Annotated in this window: 12 protein-coding genes and 1 pseudogene; 10 read left to right on the forward strand and 3 right to left on the reverse strand. The window is 72.0% G+C overall.

Annotated elements, in window-relative coordinates; translation table 11 throughout:
* The first annotated feature begins 56 nt into the window (after positions 1 to 56).
* Together ACIRRY_RS14675 and ACIRRY_RS14680 are read left to right on the forward strand one after the other, a co-directional pair.
* Positions 57 to 1,724, forward strand: coding sequence for an acyl-CoA dehydrogenase family protein (locus tag ACIRRY_RS14675; RefSeq protein ID WP_403972060.1), 1,668 nt, complete (start codon positions 57 to 59; stop codon positions 1,722 to 1,724).
* Between the two features lie 86 nt (positions 1,725 to 1,810).
* A pseudogene (locus ACIRRY_RS14680) lies at positions 1,811 to 3,840 on the forward strand (HEAT repeat domain-containing protein).
* A 78-nt stretch (positions 3,841 to 3,918) separates the two neighbouring features.
* Here ACIRRY_RS14680 and ACIRRY_RS14685 read toward each other — a convergent pair.
* On the reverse strand, positions 3,919 to 4,512 hold the full coding sequence (locus ACIRRY_RS14685; RefSeq protein WP_403972062.1) for a hypothetical protein: 594 nt from the start codon (positions 4,510 to 4,512) through the stop codon (positions 3,919 to 3,921).
* A gap of 214 nt (positions 4,513 to 4,726) precedes the next feature.
* Here ACIRRY_RS14685 and ACIRRY_RS14690 point away from each other — a divergent pair, with 214 nt between their 5' ends.
* From ACIRRY_RS14690 to ACIRRY_RS14705, 4 genes are all read left to right on the forward strand, one after another.
* The gene (locus ACIRRY_RS14690; RefSeq protein ID WP_403972064.1) at positions 4,727 to 5,878 is read left to right on the forward strand and encodes a WD40/YVTN/BNR-like repeat-containing protein; all 1,152 of its coding nucleotides are present in this window, start codon (positions 4,727 to 4,729) and stop codon (positions 5,876 to 5,878) included.
* Positions 5,879 to 6,011: 133 nt separating this feature from the next.
* The gene (locus ACIRRY_RS14695; protein ID WP_317882255.1) at positions 6,012 to 6,689 is read left to right on the forward strand and encodes a uracil-DNA glycosylase; all 678 of its coding nucleotides are present in this window, start codon (positions 6,012 to 6,014) and stop codon (positions 6,687 to 6,689) included.
* Positions 6,686 to 7,675 (forward strand): N-acetylglucosamine kinase, encoded by a 990-nt coding sequence (locus tag ACIRRY_RS14700; protein ID WP_403972066.1) that lies wholly within the window; start codon positions 6,686 to 6,688, stop codon positions 7,673 to 7,675. Before ACIRRY_RS14695 ends, ACIRRY_RS14700 begins: the two co-directional genes overlap by 4 nt.
* Before the next feature lie 105 nt (positions 7,676 to 7,780).
* Entirely contained in the window at positions 7,781 to 8,704 is a 924-nt protein-coding gene (locus ACIRRY_RS14705) for a sirohydrochlorin chelatase (protein ID WP_403972068.1), read from the forward strand.
* A gap of 108 nt (positions 8,705 to 8,812) precedes the next feature.
* On the opposite strand, the gene ACIRRY_RS14710 is transcribed toward ACIRRY_RS14705, so the two are convergent.
* Together ACIRRY_RS14710 and ACIRRY_RS14715 are read right to left on the reverse strand one after the other, a co-directional pair.
* Positions 8,813 to 9,847: a lactonase family protein gene (locus tag ACIRRY_RS14710; protein WP_403972070.1), complete on the reverse strand. Its 1,035-nt coding sequence runs from the start codon at positions 9,845 to 9,847 to the stop codon at positions 8,813 to 8,815.
* 354 nt (positions 9,848 to 10,201) lie between these two features.
* Entirely contained in the window at positions 10,202 to 11,695 is a 1,494-nt protein-coding gene (locus tag ACIRRY_RS14715; RefSeq protein WP_403972072.1) for an FUSC family protein, read from the reverse strand.
* 170 nt (positions 11,696 to 11,865) lie between these two features.
* Between ACIRRY_RS14715 and ACIRRY_RS14720 the strand changes: the two genes are divergently transcribed.
* The 4 genes from ACIRRY_RS14720 to ACIRRY_RS14735 all read left to right on the forward strand — a co-directional run bounded on the left by ACIRRY_RS14720 (position 11,866) and on the right by ACIRRY_RS14735 (position 16,270).
* On the forward strand, positions 11,866 to 12,342 hold the full coding sequence (locus ACIRRY_RS14720) for an Lrp/AsnC family transcriptional regulator (protein ID WP_403972074.1): 477 nt from the start codon (positions 11,866 to 11,868) through the stop codon (positions 12,340 to 12,342).
* A 63-nt stretch (positions 12,343 to 12,405) separates the two neighbouring features.
* Positions 12,406 to 13,089 (forward strand): HAD family hydrolase, encoded by a 684-nt coding sequence (locus ACIRRY_RS14725; protein ID WP_403972076.1) that lies wholly within the window; start codon positions 12,406 to 12,408, stop codon positions 13,087 to 13,089.
* Positions 13,090 to 13,168: 79 nt separating this feature from the next.
* A complete protein-coding gene (locus ACIRRY_RS14730; protein WP_403972078.1) occupies positions 13,169 to 15,388 on the forward strand; it encodes a hypothetical protein in 2,220 nt (739 codons plus the stop codon).
* A 201-nt stretch (positions 15,389 to 15,589) separates the two neighbouring features.
* The gene (locus tag ACIRRY_RS14735) at positions 15,590 to 16,270 is read left to right on the forward strand and encodes a class I SAM-dependent DNA methyltransferase (protein ID WP_403972080.1); all 681 of its coding nucleotides are present in this window, start codon (positions 15,590 to 15,592) and stop codon (positions 16,268 to 16,270) included.
* Positions 16,271 to 16,289: the final 19 nt, after the last annotated feature.

Raw genomic sequence — 16,289 nt, forward strand, 5'->3', positions numbered from 1 at the left:
GCGATTCTCTTGTTACATCATTGATGCGACCGTTGAAATAGTGCAACACTGAGCGTATGGCCCAGACACTCGCGCACATGTCGCCGCAGCCGCTCAACGCCACGCACGACGTCACCAACCAGCCCCCGCCGCTGACCCCGTACGACGCCTCCGAGGACGCGGCCCTCCTTGAGGGGCTGCGCCGGGAGGGCGCCGGCTGGGCGGAGGAGGACGTACGGCGGCTCGGAAGGGCGGCGGGCAGCGAGGAGGCGCAGGAGTGGGGTGAGCAGGCGAACCGGCACGAACCGGAGCTGCGCACGCACGACCGCTACGGCAACCGGATCGACGAGGTCGAGTTCCATCCGAGCTGGCACCGGTTGATGGGCACCGCCGTGGCCGAGGGGCTGGCCGGCGCGCCCTGGGCGGACGAGCGTCCCGGTGCCCATGTGGCCCGTACCGCAGGGGGGTTGGTGTGGGGACACACCGAGGCCGGGCACGGCTGCCCGACCTCGATGACGTACGCCGCCGTCCCCGCCCTGCGCGCCACGCCCGAACTGGCCGCGGTCTACGAGCCGTTGCTGACCAGCCGGGTGTACGACCCGGTCCTGCGCGTGCCGACCGAGAAGCGCGGGCTGCTGGCCGGGATGGGGATGACGGAGAAGCAGGGTGGCTCCGACGTCCGGACCAACACCACGGCGGCCACCCCCACCGCCGAACCGGGTGTGTACACCCTGCGCGGACACAAGTGGTTCACGTCGGCGCCGATGTGCGACGTCTTCCTCGTCCTGGCGCAGGCCCCGGGCGGGCTGTCGTGCTTCCTGGTGCCGCGCGTGCTGCCCGACGGCAGCCGCAACGTGTTCCGTATCCAGCGGCTGAAGGACAAGCTGGGCAACCGCTCCAACGCGTCCTCGGAGCCCGAGTTCGACGGGACCGTGGCCTGGCTGGTCGGTCCCGAGGGGCGGGGCGTCAAGACCATCATCGAGATGGTCAACTGCACACGTCTGGACTGCGTGATGATGTCGTCGACGCTGATGCGCAAGACGCTCGTCGAGGCGGGCCACCATGTGCGCCACCGCGGCGCGTTCGGCGCCCGGCTGCTCGAACAGCCGCTGATGCGCAACGTGTTGGCCGATCTCGCGCTGGAGTCGGAGGCGGCCACGACGCTCACCCTGCGGCTGGCGGGCGCGGCGGACCGTGCGGTGCGCGGGGACGACGCCGAGTCGCAGTTCCGCCGGATCGCCACCGCCGTCGGCAAGTACTGGGTCACCAAGCGCGGCCCGGCCTTCACGGCGGAGGCCCTGGAGTGCCTCGGCGGCAACGGCTACGTCGAGGACTCGGGCATGCCCCGCCACTACCGCGAGGCTCCCCTCCTCTCCATCTGGGAGGGCTCGGGGAACGTCAACGCCCTCGACGTACTACGGGCGTTGACCCGCGACCCCGGCACGGCGGAGGCACTGTTCGCCGAACTCGCCCTGGCCCAGGGCGCGGACGCCCGCCTGGACACGGCCGTGACCCGCTTGAAGTCCCGACTCGCCGAGGCTACCGAGACGGGCGCCCGCCGCCTGGTGGAGCAGATGGCCCTCACTCTTCAGGCCTCCCTCCTGGTACGGCACGCCCCATCCGCCGTCGCCGACGCCTTCTGCGCGACCCGGCTGGCCGGCGACTGGGGGCACGCCTTCGGCACCCTTCCCGACTCCGCCGACCTCGACTCGATCCTCGCCCGCGCTCTGCCCGAAGGAGATTGACCCTCGGTCACCTCCCGATTCCGCTTCGTTGTCAGTGGTGTGGTGCAGACTCGCAATCGGTTGGCACCGCGCCTGGGGAGGACAACGTGTTCACGGGGATCGACGAGATCGACTGGGCCTCGCTGCGGCATGCGTACGGCAGCGCGGCGGACGTGCCCGGACTGCTCCGGGGACTGGCCTCACGGGACCCGTCGAGCGGGCGGACGCGCTCGACGGGATGTACGGCGCGGTACACCACCAGGGGATCGTGTACGACTCGACGCTCGCCTGCGTTCCGTTTCTGTACACGCTCGCCGCTTGCCAAGAGGTCGCGGACCGGGGCGGGTTGGTGGAACTCCTGGTCAGCATCGGACGAGGGCACGGTCCTGCGGAGGCGGCAGCGGATGCCGCCGTCCGCGCGGGGGCCGAGGTCTTCGCCGCGCTCCTCGGCGACCGGGACTCCGCCGTGCGCCGGGCGGCGCCCGAGGCCCTCGTCCGGTTCCTCGACCAACCCCCGCGCGTGCTGGGCCTGTTGCGGCAGCGCATCACGGTCGAGCGGGACGACCGGGTACTGCTCGCCCTCGCCGAGAGCCTCGGCCTGTTCGTACGACAGCACCCGTCCCACTCCGCCGAGGCGCTGGACACCCTGCTGATGCTCGGCACTCCGCCGTACGACCCCGGTCTACGGCTCGCCGCACTCGGTCAACTCGCGGGCTGCGCACCGGATCTGCTCCCCGCCGACCTGGTCCCGACCGTCGTCGAGCTGCTCGGGGAGCGGTCCGAGCAGCGCCGGTCGGGCCGCTCGACCGGGGACGGGACCGACGGCCCGGACACGGACACCCTCGCGGGACGGTTACGGCGGCTGCGGCCCTCGGACGAGGAGGGCGCGCTGCTGCTGCGGACGCTGCACACCGCGCTCGGCGGGCGGGTGAACGACCGGATCGCCCTGCTGGAAGGGCAGTTGAGCAGCCCGGACGCGGCCGACCGGTGCAACGGGGTGTGGATGTCGGCCGGGTTGTTCCGCGAGTGGCGGGCCGACTACACGGCACCCGTCGAGCTGATCGGTGCCCAACTGGGCGCGGGAGAGCACCCGTTGTCGTTCGGCGCGGTGGAGTCGGACCGGTTGCGCGACGCGGCGGTGTCGGTCCTGGGGGATCTCTTCCACCTGGCCGCGCCTGCCGCCGACCATCTCCACACTCTGGTGACCGCACGCCCCGACCTGTGGGTGCACCGCTGGGAACGCCGGCCCCCGACCCTGGGCGGTCCGCTCAAGTCCCTTGCCCGCAGCGGCGATCCACGGGCGACGCAGGTGCTGGCCCAGGTGCTCGCGCAACCGGTCGTGCCCGATGATCTGGGGCGCGTGATCGTCCACCTCGGCCGCTCCGCCGCACCGCTCGCCCCGGCGCTGCGACACCGGCTCGGCCGGGTGCCCCTCGACTCCCCCGAGACGTACGACCGTGCCGTACCGCTGCTGTCTGCGCTGACCGCGCTGGCCGATCGGGAGGCCGTGCCGGAGGTGGTGCGGTTGGTGCGCGGGGTGGGGGACGGGGTGCGGTCGAGGCACCGGGTCGTGGCGGCGGCGGTCCGGGCGCTCGACGTGTTCGGGGGTGAAGCGGAGGGGGTCGTAGCGGTGCTGCGGGGGTTGTTGGAGTCCGAGTGCGCCGGGCCGGCCGCCGGTGCTCTGTGGTCGGTGGAGGGGGATGCGTCGGCCGTACTGCCGGTGCTGGTACGGGAGTTGGCGGGGCCGGACGCGCAGCGGCGCCGGGCTGGCGCGGAGGCGGTGGCGCGGTTGGGGGCGTCCGGGCGGGCCGCGGCGCCCGGGTTGTCGCGGATGGTCGAGGCCGAGTGCGTGTGGGAGCGAACGGCGGGCGCGGCTGCGCTGTGGCGGGTCACCGGGGAGGTGGAGAGGGTGCTTCCGGTGCTGCGTTCGGCCTGGGTGGAGCATCCGGAGGTGCGGGGCGTTGTCGCCGCGTGTCTGGTCGACATGGGGGCGGCCGGGGCGCCTCTGCATGATCTGGTGGTAGCCGAACTCGCCGCTCCGCGACGGCATTTGGTGCGGTCGGGCGGGCACGGGAGTCAGGACGTACCGGCGGACGAGCGGTTGCTGGAGGTGTGCCGGGCGGTGGGGGCGGAGTGAGACGGGGCAAGCAGGTCGAGGGCCCCTGTATGCGGTTTCGCATGCCAGGGGCGCTCGGACGACTCCGGGCCGGGGTGTTCAGCCCGTCTTGCGCCCCCACAGCGGGCCGAAGCGTGCCCACTCCTCGTCCCACTGGTCCATGCGCCGGCGTTCGAGGCGGATGCGCAGGGCTCGGGCGCTGATGAACGGGACGGCCGCCGCGCCCAGTCCCAGGAGCGTGCCGATCAGTACGGCCCGCAACTGGGCCTGTGCGGCGCTGGCGGGCTTGGTGACCAGGTGTCCCTGCGGGTCGGTCCAGACCGTCACCGGAGTGCCGATGCCGCTGCCGGAGGGGACGCGTATCTGGCCGGTGTGCGAGGAGCCGTCCACGGCCGTCCAGCGGACCTTCGCCCAGAACGGTTCGCCGCTCGTCCCCTGGGAGTTGGCCGGGGCGGGGCCGGGCGCGTTCTGGGTCACCAGGGCGACCACGGGTTTCCACTCGACGCGTTCCTGGGCGAGCTCGTGTTCGACGGAATGCGTCGCGGTCAGACCGGCGAGCACACCGACGAGGACGGTGACCAGCCAGGCGCCGAGCACGATCCACGACTCCACCGCATCGGCACGGCGCTTGAGCGGATTGCGCCGCCATCGCCACAACCACACCTTCGGAACCCTCGGACCTCGGAACGCCATCGAAGGCATCCTCCTCATGAACGCACTGACATGCCGAACCGCCCTCCCATACGGGAGACGCCTCCTCGATGCTCAGGACGAATACCCCGACTCGACGTTCCCACGACTGCCCGGACTCGCGCAGGCACTTCGCGTGAGACCCCAGCGGATGCGCCCCTGAAGCCAGTTCCGACGCTCTGACCTGCGGTGATTCCGACTCCAGGGGTGACTGTCAGTGGTGGGGTGCAGACTGGCTGGTGATGGGGGCAAAGTCGCCAAAAACACGGTGGAGGTGGCCGGCATGACGGAGGTACTGCTCGCGGTGGGCACGCGAAAAGGCCTGTTCATCGGGCGTAGGCGGGGTGGGGTATGGGAGTTCGACGAGAGTCCGTACTTCAACGCGCAGGCGCTGTATTCGGTCGCCGTCGACACCCGCGGCCCCACACCGAGACTGCTGGCGGGTGGTGACAGCTCTCACTGGGGTCCGTCCGTGTTCCACTCCGACGACCTGGGCCGCACCTGGGCCGAGCCGGCGCAGCCTGCGGTCAGGTTCCCGAAGGACACCGGGGCTTCGCTGGAGCGGGTGTGGCAGTTGCACCCGGCGGCCGCCGAACCCGACGTGGTGTACGCGGGCACGGAGCCGGCCGCGCTGTTCCGCTCCGAGGACCGCGGCGAGAGCTTCGACCTCGTCCGCCCCCTCTGGGAGCACCCCACGCGTTCGCGATGGGTGCCGGGCGGCGGCGGAGAGGGACTGCACACGGTCCTGACCGACGAGCGCGACCCTCTGGCCGTGACGGTGGCCGTCTCGACGGCCGGGGTGTTCCGCACGGGCGACGGGGGCAAGCGCTGGGAACCCTCCAACTCCGGGGTCTCCGCGGTGTTCCTGCCGGATCCGGACCCGGAGTTCGGGCAGTGCGTGCACAAGATCGCGCAGGACGCGGCGACCCCGGACCGGCTGTATCTGCAGAACCACTGGGGTGTGTACCGCAGCGACGACGCGGGCGCGCACTGGACGGACATCGGCGCGGGCCTGCCGTCCACGTTCGGCTTCGCGGTGGCGGCCCACCCGCATCGCGGTGACACGGCGTACGTGTTCCCGATCAACGCCGACTCCGACCGGGTGCCCGCCGATCGCCGGTGCCGGGTCTTCCGTACGACGGACGCGGGCCGGAGCTGGGAGCCACTGTCGGCGGGGCTGCCGTCCGAGGACCACTACGGCACGGTGCTGCGCGACGCGATGTGCACGGACGGCGCGGACCCGGCGGGCGTGTACTTCGGCAATCGCAACGGCGAGGTGTTCGCGTCGGACGACGACGGGGACAGCTGGCGGCAGTTGGCGTCCCACCTCCCGGACGTGCTGTGCGTGCGCGCGGCGGTCCTCGCATGAGGGCGGGAGCTTCCGGGACGACAACTCCCAGGAGGGGAGCCTTCGTTCAGAGAAGTCGACGGTTCGGTCGTTCTCGGTCCGGCTTCGACCACCGGTTGATCGCCGGGCCCTGTACCGCAGTAGGGTGACGCCCGTGGCACCACGACCGTTGCATGAGATCGTCGAACCGGGCTGGGCGAAAGCCCTGGAACCCGTGACCGGACGCGTCGCCGAGATGGGGGACTTCCTTCGCGCGGAGATCGCCGCCGGACGCACCTACCTACCGGCCGGACCGAATGTCCTGCGGGCCTTCCAGCAGCCCTTCGACGACGTCCGCGTCCTGATCGTCGGGCAGGACCCGTATCCGACTCCGGGGCACGCGGTGGGGCTGTCGTTCTCGGTGGCCCCCGAGGTACGTCCGCTGCCCCCGAGCCTGCTCAACATCTACCGGGAGCTGAACACGGACCTGGGCCTGCCCCAGCCGTCCAACGGCGATCTGACCCCGTGGAGCCAGCAGGGGGTGCTGCTGCTCAACAGGGCGCTCACGACCGCCCCGCGCAGTCCGGCCGCCCATCGCGGCAAGGGCTGGGAAGAGGTCACCGAGCAGGCGATACGGGCACTGGCGGGGCGCGGCAAGCCGTTGGTGTCGATCCTGTGGGGCCGTGACGCCCGCAATCTGCGTCCCCTTCTCGGCGATCTGCCCTCGGTGGAGTCCTCCCACCCGTCCCCGATGTCGGCCGACCGCGGCTTCTTCGGCTCCCGCCCCTTCAGCCGCGCCAACGACCTGCTGGTCCGGCAGGGTGGACAACCGGTGGACTGGCGCCTTCCGTGACGATTCCCGGGTTCCTCGCCGTGGACTCAGGAGGCTCCGGGCTCCGTGTCGTCGTGGGCGAGGTCGGTGGTGGCCGGAGATCCGGCCCACTGTCCTCAGGGGAACCCGTTCGGACCGGTGCCCGTGGGATCGACGCCGGGCATCTCATGGAGCAACTAGTCCCCATGGTACGGGCGTTGGCCGAAAAGGCCGAGGTGTCCGAGGTGGGCACGGCGGTGATCGGGGCCGCCGGGCTCGCCACTCTGGGGGATGAGTTGCGGGCCGAGTTGCCTGGCGCGCTGGCCCGGGAGTTCGGGGTGCGGACGGTCGCACTCGCCGCCGATGCGGTCATCGCCTACGTGGGCGCCCTCGGGGCGCGGCCCGGTGCCGTGGTGGCCGGCGGGACCGGGCTCATCGCGATCGGTACCGACCTCGCGGGCTGGCGACGGGCGGACGGCTGGGGACATCTGCTGGGCGACTGCGGTGGCGGGGCGTGGATCGGGCGGGCCGGGCTGGAGGCGGCGCTGCGCGCCCACGACGGGCGGGACGGTGGTTCCGGAGCCCTGTTGAGCTGTGCCGAGGAACGGTTCGGGGCGATGGCGGGGCTGCCGGGGCAGTTGTATCCGCGGTCGGACCGGGCCGCCGTACTCGCCTCGTTCGCGCCCCTCGTCGCCGAGTGTGCCCCGGACGATCCGGTGGCGGCCGGCATCCTGCGCGCCGCCGCCCGGCACATCGCCGAGTCCGCGGTCGCGGTCTGTCCGGCTGCCGGCGAGCCCCACATCGCGCTCACCGGTGGCCTGTTCAAGATGGGCGAGCCCCTTCTCACTCCCCTGTACAAGGAGTTGGCGAAACGCCTGCCGTGGGCACGGTCGGTCACGGCGGAGGGTGATCCGCTGGACGGTGCGGTGCGGATCGCGCGGGATCTCGCGGCGGGCGCCCTCGTGCTGCCGTGTGACGACGTGATGTTGTCCGTGGTGGGTCCGGACGACCCCAAAGGGACAAGGTGATCAGTTCTGATCCGTACGTAACTCATCAGACAAAACAGGACGGATACCGCTCACCTGCACCCTCCCCGAACAGGGATGCCCAGGAAGCCAGTAACATGCCTCGCCATGAGCTCCCCCACTGGGCCCGCGTCCGGCCTGCCAGTACGAATGCCGCGACCTCGCCAGCCCGGGCGGCACCGCCGACCCGAGCAGCTGGCGGCTCCCGAGGGCGCGCCCGCGCTGGTTCTCGCCGTGCCGGGCCCGCCCAGCGCGGCCACGCGCAGCCTCGCCGAGGAGGTCGTGAGCATCGCGCGCTCCGAGCTGCCCGGTCTCGACGGCCGCATCGGTTATCTCGACGGGGACGACTCCGAGTTCCCCACGCTGACGTCCGTGCTCGCGCACGCCGCCGAGGAGCGCACCGCCCGCTTCGAGCAGGCCAGGGCCGCCGGTGCCGACGTCAAGGAGCCCGACGGGCCGGTGGCGATCGTGGTGCCGCTGCTCGCCGGTCCGGACGGCGCGCTGCTGCGTCAGGTCCGCCAGGCCGTCATGGACAGCCGGGTCGCGGCCGATCTGACCGATGTGCTCGGCCCGCACCCGTTGCTCGCCGAGGCGCTGCACGTGCGGCTGTCGGAGGCGGGTCTGGCCCGCGCCGACCGCGCCCGGCTGTTCACCGTGGCGACCGCCGCGGACGGCATCATCCTCGCGTCCGTGGGCGGCGAGGAGGCCGTGCAGGCGGCCGGTATCACGGGCATGCTGCTCGCCGCGCGCCTCGCCGTGCCGGTGATGGCGGCGGCGCTGGACCAGGAGGGTTCGATCGCGGCCATCGCGGAGCAACTGCGCTCCTCGGGTTCGCAGCAACTCGCGCTGGCGCCCTACCTGATCGGCCCCGAGATCGACCCTCGGCTGCTCCAGGGCGCCGCCGCCGAGGCCGGCTGTGCCGCCGCCGAGGCGCTCGGCCCGTACCCGGCGATCGGCAAGCTCGCGCTCGCCAAGTACACGACGGCGCTGGGTATCGCCCCGCCGCAGCCGCAGGGCGCTCCGGTCCGCTGATCCACCCGACCCACCCCGCACACGGAACGCCGTAGCGCCGAAAGGGCCCCTCCTCACGCGGGAGTGGGCCCTTCGGCATGTCGGGGAGTCCTGGCGGCGACTGTCGGGTCAGTCGAAGACCACGCAGGACGCGGCGGGCACCTTGATCGCGCCGCCGCGTCGCGGGACGCCCGTCGCGGGGTCGACGGTGAACCAAGTGACGTCGCCGGAGCGCTCGTTCGCCACGTACAGATGTCCTCCGGCCTCGGTGAGCGCGCGCGGCCAGTGGCCTTCGCAGGGCACCGTCCCGATCAGCCGCAGCCCCTCGCCCTCGACGGCGAGCACGGAGAGCACGTCCTCGCCGCGGGTCGCCGTCCAGACGAAGCGGCCGTCGGGGGAGGTAACGATGCCTGATGGGTAGGCGGCGTCGCCGTCCGGAGGGCCCGGCAGTACCGATGTCTCGGTCAGCGGCTTCAGTGAGCCGCTCTCGGCGTCCCAGCGGCAGACCGTGACGGTCGGGGTGAGTTCGTTGAGGACGTAGGCGAGACCGCCGTCCGGGTGGAAGGCCAGGTGGCGGGGGCCCGAGCCGGGCCTGAGGGCGATCTCGCGATGCAGTACGGGACGCCCGTCCTCCAGCGTGCACACCCGCACGGAGTCGGTGCCGAGGTCGACGCTGACCGCCCAGCGGCCGCTCGGGTCGGGCTGGACCTGGTGGGCGTGCGGAGCGTGCTGGCGCTGATCGTGCGGGCCGGAGCCGGTGTGCCGGAGCTGTCCGGAGGAGCGGCCGGCCAAGGTGCCGTCCGGGCGGACCGGCACCGCCGTGACGCTGCCGGAACCGTAGTCGGCGGTCAGGACGTGCCCCGCGAACAGGCTCAGGTGGGTCGGTCCCGCGCCCACGCGCACCGGCGTCCCGAGCAGTTCGGGCTTGTCGTCGGTGACGCGGTACGCGGCCACCGCGCCCTCGGCCGTCTCGCTGACGGCGTAGAGGATGCCCCCGTCGGGTGCCAGCGCGAGATACGAGGGGTCGGGAACGCCGTCGACACCGCTCAGGACGGTCAGCGCGCCGCTGTCCGCGTCCACGGCCGCCGTGACGACACCCGGGCCGCCCGCCGCCGTGAACGACCCGATGAAGGCCCGTCGTTCCCGCCTGTCGCCGTCTGTCACCGCTGTCCCCTCTCGGTCATTGCTCCGGTCCGTACTACTCCGGGCACCGCACCGGTACGCACTCCGGTCACAGCTCCGGTCCGTGCTGTCGGGGGTGACGGTAGCAGTCGATCATGACCGGTCTAGACCAAAGTGCCGAGTCTGTTCCAGCGGGGCCTTGCGGACCGTGCGCCCGGGGACCCGGCGAGTGCGGTGCGGGCGTGTTCCGGGGAGTGGATGTGGGCCGCCGTGGGTTCCCGTGCGGCCGGGTCGCAGCGACCGTGAGGCGTGCCGTTGAGCCGTCGGTGAGGGGCTCGCGTCCGGCCTCCATGCGCGGCGGACGGATCTCGCGGGCATCCGCCGGACCACACCTGCTCACGCCCCGACAAGCCGCCTGGCGGACCGTGCGCGCAGCGGCTCCGCCAGTTCCCCGAGTGCGCGTTCCAGGCCGTGCAGGTGGGCCAGCGCGGGCTCCGTGGGCGGCCGGGACAACGTGGTCGTCAGGCGTGAGGTGTCGCCGTCGGTGAGCGACTCGACCGCGGCCTCCACGCGCCAGCACGCGGCGGCCAGGCGGGCGTCGTGGGAGGCCTCGGGGTCGGCGGCCACGGCGGCCAGGCCCCGGATCTCACGGGCGCAGTCGTCGAGCAGGGCGAGCACCCGGCGGGCCCGGCGCTTGCGGCCGAGTGCGGGGTTCAGCGGATGTACGAGGGGTGCGACGGAGAGCCGTACCCGGCCGAGGAGTTGTTCGAGTTCGGCGGCCTGTGCGGCGGGGTCGGCCGTCGGGGAACCGGCGAGGCGGGCGGCGGCCTCGGCGGTGCAGGTGTGGACGCAGCGCAGGGCGCGTTGGATCCAGGCGTCGGTGGTGGTGTGCGTGGTGACAGGGAGGACGAGCAGGACGGCCAGTACGGCGCCGAGCGCGCCGACCCCGGTCTCCGCGAACCGCAGTGCCAGCAGGCCGGGGTCCAGGACGCCGAGAAGGCCGTAGAGCAGCTCCGCCATCAAGGTCACCGAGAGCATCATCCATGTGTAGGAGACGGCGGCCGAGTAGAAGATCAGGAAGACGCAGACGGCGACCAGGATCGCGGTGGGGACGGGGGCGCCGTGGACCGGTACGGCGACGAGCAGGCCCAGGGCGATGCCGAGGACCGTGCCGAGGACGCGACGGAAGCCTCGGACCACGGTCTCGCCGCGCGAGGCGGTGTTGACGAAGATCCACCAGGTGGCGCCGACGGCCCAGTACCAGCGCTGCCCGGACACCAACTGGCCGACGACCAGGGCGAATCCGGCGCCCGCGGTCGCCTGGACGGCCTGTCGGGTGGTCACCCGGGCCAGACCGCGCCCGGTCGGTGGGGCGGGTACGGCGGGCGGGGGCAATCGGCGCTCGTAGGACCACAGGCCGAAGCGGACGGCCGCCGCGGTGAGCACGGAGAGGGCCACGGCGGCGTAGAGCGCGGGCAGTTGGCCGGTGGTCGCGTGCAGGAACTGGGCCACGAAGAAGGTCATGAACGCGAAGACGCCGAGGCTGTGGCCGCGCGGTCCCCAGCGGCGGGCGTAGACGCCGGCGCCGACCACCGCGAGGAAGGTGAGGTCGCGGGCGACGGGGTGGTCGTGCAGTTCGGCCGCGGCGGCGAGCACCGGCAGGCCCACGCAGGGCAGCAGCGCGGTGGTGACCGCCTGCCCGCGCACCGTGGCGTCCGTCACCGTGAACAGGGCGAGCAGCGCGGCGAGACCGCCGGTCACGGTGCCCGCGAGGGACTGCCCGGTCAGCCCGCAGACGACGACCGCCAGGCCGATGCCGAGAACGGCCCGCGCGGCGAAACGCAACCGCGCCCGCCCCGGGTCCGGAGCCACGAACACCCGCTTCAGCACTGCTTCCCCGCCCCTTGCGCACGCCCACACAAAAAAGGCGCCGCGGAGGTCCGCAGCGCCATCGACCCGCCCATCACAACATCACCTGACAGGCTGGCTCAAGTGACCTCCAGATCACTGGACCATTGGCACAGCAGATCTCAAGTGAGCCATTGGTACAGTCAGGCCTCATGAGCGTGGACGAACTCGACACCCGCATCCTGAGGCTGCTCCTGGAGCAGCCGCGTACCAGCGTGCGCGAGTACGCCCGGCTGCTCGGGGTCGCGCGCGGCACGCTCCAGGCGCGGCTCGACCGGCTGGAGCGGGACGGGGTGATCACCGGCACGGGTCCCTCCCTCTCCCCCGCCGCGCTCGGGCACCCGGTGCTCGCGTTCGTGCACATCGAGGTCACCCAGGGGCATCTCGACGAGGTCGGGGACGCGCTGGCCGCCGTGCCGGAGATCGTCGAGGCGTTCTCGATCACCGGCGGCGGGGATCTGCTCACCCGGGTCGTGGCGCGGGACAACGGTCATCTGGAGGATGTGATCCAGCGGCTGATCAGCCTGCCCGGGGTGGTCCGCACCCGGACCGAGATGGTGCTGCGCGAGCGCGTACCGCACCGTCTGCTGCCGCTGGTGGAGGCGGTCGGCCGTGCGGCCGGCAAGTGACCGCTCCCCATCCCCCCGGCATCCCTTTCGGCATCCCTCGGGATCCCTTGGCATCCTGATCCCATGAGCGATCCCGGCGGCCTCTCGGTCATCTTCGATCTCGACGGAACACTCGTGGACAGCGAGCCGAACTACTACGAAGCCACCCGCCAGACCCTCGCCGAGCACGGCGTCCCGGACTTCACCTGGGAACAGCACGAGCGCTACGTCGGCATCAGCACCCAGGAGACCCTCGTCCTCCTGAAGGAGCGCCACGGTCTGAAGGCACCGGTGGAGGAGCTGCTCGCGGAGACGAACCGCCGTTATCTGGCGCTGGCCCGGGCCGCCACGCGTGTGTACCCGGAGATGCGGAAGTTCGTGGAGCTGCTGGCGGCCGAAGGGGTGCCGATGGCGGTGGCCTCGGGTTCGTCGCCGGAGGCCATCGAGGCGATCCTGACGGGCACCGGGCTCGACGCGTCGTTGCGGACGGTGGTCTCGGCGGACGAGGTGGCGCGGGGCAAACCCGCGCCGGACGTCTTCCTGGAGGCCGCGCGGCGGCTGGGGGCGGCTCCGGCCGACTGTGTGGTGCTGGAGGACGCGGCTCCGGGCGCGGCGGCGGCGCACGCGGCCGGGATGCGCTGCATCGCGATCCCGTACGTGGCCGCGCAGGCCGACGCCCCGGAGTTCGCGACGGCGGGACTGCTGCTGCGGGGCGGTCAGACGGAGTTCAGCACGCAGGGCGCGTACGACTGGCTGACGACTGGCTGACCTGACTTCCAGAGCGACGGGAAAAGGTCTGGGAGAAACCCGAATGCGCCCGCTTGTTCGGTTCTGGGACCATGCCGGAATGATCGACCGACTCGAACCGCTGGTCCTCCGGCACACGTTCCGCGTCCCTCTCCCCTCGGTTCCCGTGGGTGAAGGCGTCACGGCTCCCGTGGGCGAGGGTGCCACCGCTCCCCTGGGCCAAGGCGCCGTCGCCGCGCGGCAGTTCGACGCCGCGCTGCTCACCGCGGGCTTCAAGCTCTCCACGGATCTGCGGGAACGGCTGTCGAGGCTGCCCGAGGAGACGGTCGTCCGCCTCGCCGGACGCACCCTGCGGACCGTCCGCGAGCTGGTCGGCGATCATGTCCGGCACAACGCCTACTTCATCGACTTCCCGAAGAACGTGCCCGCCACCGAGGACTTCTGGATGAAGTGCCTTCTCGACGCGCTCGGCGACGAGAAGACCCGCGACGGGACGCTCGCCCAGATGTGGTCCGGCGTGGTGAACCTGCTCAGTCTGCCGACCTACGGCAGGTACCAGCACACGTACGCGGAACTGCTCGCCGCGCAGGACGAGTTGATCGCGGCGGCGGGCGACCGGCTCACGGTGCTGCACCCGGGCGGCGACCTGGCCGACGAACTCACCGCGCTGTACCTGGCGTTGGCCGGCAGCACCACGCCCCTGGGCGAGGAGCACCAGTGCGATCTGCGGGCCCTGGCCGAGCGGTGCGCCGAGGGACCGCAGCCCGAGGCGATCCCGGTCCGGGAGAACCGCGCGCTCGTCAACCAGGCGCGCCTGAAGGTCGGTTCGGAGCTTCTGCTGGACACCGTCACCGATGTGCTGCGGCTGTCCTGCGCCCTGTCGGACGGCGATGTGTCACTGCTGGCGCCGACCCGCTTCCGGTCGCCGTCCCGCCCGGTCCGGCGGGCCCTGCTCGCGGCACTGGACTCGGTGGTCGCCGCGTCGCCCGCCAAGCTCGCCGACGTGACCGTGCACCGCGAGGCGTGGAAGCGGCTCGGTGAGCGGCTGCACCCGCACGAGTACCCCCGCTGGCCGCACGCCGCCGAGGTGTTCGCGGTCGCGCGCGGCGAGCGGAAGGCACCCTCGTTCGACGGCCGGGTCGAGGAACTCCTCGCGGCGGACGACCTGTTGGGAGCGGTGGCGCTGCTGAGGGCCGCGCCCGGCAAACTGTTCCGCGCGCTGGACCGGCTGCTGCGCACGGCGCGCACGCAGGAGGAGCGGGACGCCGTGGTGGCCGCCGCCGAGCAGGTCGCGCCCGCGGTGTCGGGCCGGGTCGTGCTGTCGGTGCGCGAGCATCTGCACAACAGGGCCCGGGAGACCGGGGAGTTGCGGGTCTTCGTGAACCGGCGCGGCCGGGCCTGGGTGACCGACGACGAGCGGTCGGCCGTAGGACCGGTGGAGCGAGCGCGGCTGATTGCCGTGCTCGATGAGGAGACGCGGCGTCGACTGCCTTCTGTGGAGCGGCTGTTGGTCGATCCGGAGGTGCTGGACGTGGCGCTGCCGTTGAGCGGGAGGGCGACGGCGGCGGGGCTCGGGGTGCTGCCGCGTGGGTCGTTGTCGGCGGTGGAGGGCGAGTTGCTGCGCTTCTTCGTGTACTGGAAGGAGACCGAGCGGCGCACCGACTTCGACCTGTCGGCGCTGATGCTCAACGCCGACTACTCGACGAACGCGTGGCTGTCGTACACCTCGCTCACCGAGGTCGAGGGCGAGCACTCCGGTGACATCACCGAAGCGCCGGACGGGGCCTCGGAGTTCATCAATCTGCGGCTGGGTGCCGTACGCGGGGCGTTCGTCGTGCCGCAGGTCAACATCTTCTCGGGTGAGGGCTTCGAGGAGGTCGAGGAGTCGTTCTTCGGGTTCATGCTGCGCGAGGGCGAGCAGCTCGGGCGGCCGTTCGAACCGCGCACCGTGCGGATGAAGTCGGAGCTGCGCGGTGCGGGCCGGGTCGCGCTGCCGCTGGTGTTCCTGCGCGGGGACGACGGTGGCTGGCGGGCGAAGTGGCTGCACCTGTATCTCAAGGGCAGCCCGTCGGCGAACCGGGTGGAGCAGAACCGGGTGACGGTGGCCAACCTGCTGCGCGGCATCGTCGAGCGTGAGCAGCTCACCGTGCGCCATCTCGTCGAGCTGATGACCGGGGAGGAGACCACGGTGACGCTGTGGGACGGCGAGACGGTGCCGGACGGACCGGTCACCTACATCGGTCTGCGCCGACCGGACGAGCTGCCCGAGGGTTCGCGGATCGTGACTCCCGAAAATCTGCGCGACCTGATCCCCGCCTGACTGATAGCGTCGGTCGCGGCGAGGCCATGAACGGGCTTCCTTCTCAATCCTTCCTGCAAAGAATCCAGTCCGTTCGCTTTCCTCGCCCTCGACGTTCCATGAGGGGTGCCCCCAGGGCGCCCCTCACGTTCTTTTTCCGCCCAAACCTCACTTCACCCACTTGTGGGACAATCCTCTATGCGCGGATGAAAGGCCACTTCAGTGAGCGGAACGAACGACGGGTCGGACTACGCGGGCCTACGGCTCGACCGCAGCGGTCAGGCCGAGGCCTTCGACGCCATCGGGGACCGGTACGACGAGGCCTTCCCGCACAAGGAGGGCCAGATCGGCGCGGGTGACTGGCTGGTCGAGTCCCTCGCTCCGGGCTCCCGCGTGCTGGACCTCGGCTCCGGCACGGGCGTGCCGACCTCCCGGCAACTGGCCGCCGCCGGTCTCGAGGTCGTCGGCGTGGACCTGTCCGCCCGGATGGTGGAGCTGGCCCGGGGGTACGTCCCCACCGCCACGTTCCACCAGCTCGACCTCGCGGAGCTGCGCCCGGACGGCCCCCGTGACCTGGGCCGCTTCGACGGCGTCGCCGCGTTCTTCTCCCTGCTCATGCTCCCGCGCGCGGAGATCCCGCTCGCCCTGCGCACGATCCACCACCTGTTGACCCCGGGCGGCCTGTTCGTCCTGTCGATGGTGGAGGCCCATGTGGACGACTTCGAGATCCCCTTCCTCGGCCACACGATCAGGGTCTCCGGCTATCTCCTCGAAGACCTGCACAAGATCCTCGACACGGCCGGCTTCGAGATCATGAAGGAGACCTCCTACACCTACGCCCCGGCGGTCGCCGACGTCCCGCCCGAGGAACAGGTCTTCCTGTGCTGCCGACGGCGCGACTGACGCCGTAGCACCGACACGG

Origin of the sequence: Streptomyces sp. NPDC101776 (assembly GCF_044766845.1) — a bacterium.
Taxonomy (GTDB): Bacteria; Actinomycetota; Actinomycetes; order Streptomycetales; family Streptomycetaceae; genus Streptomyces.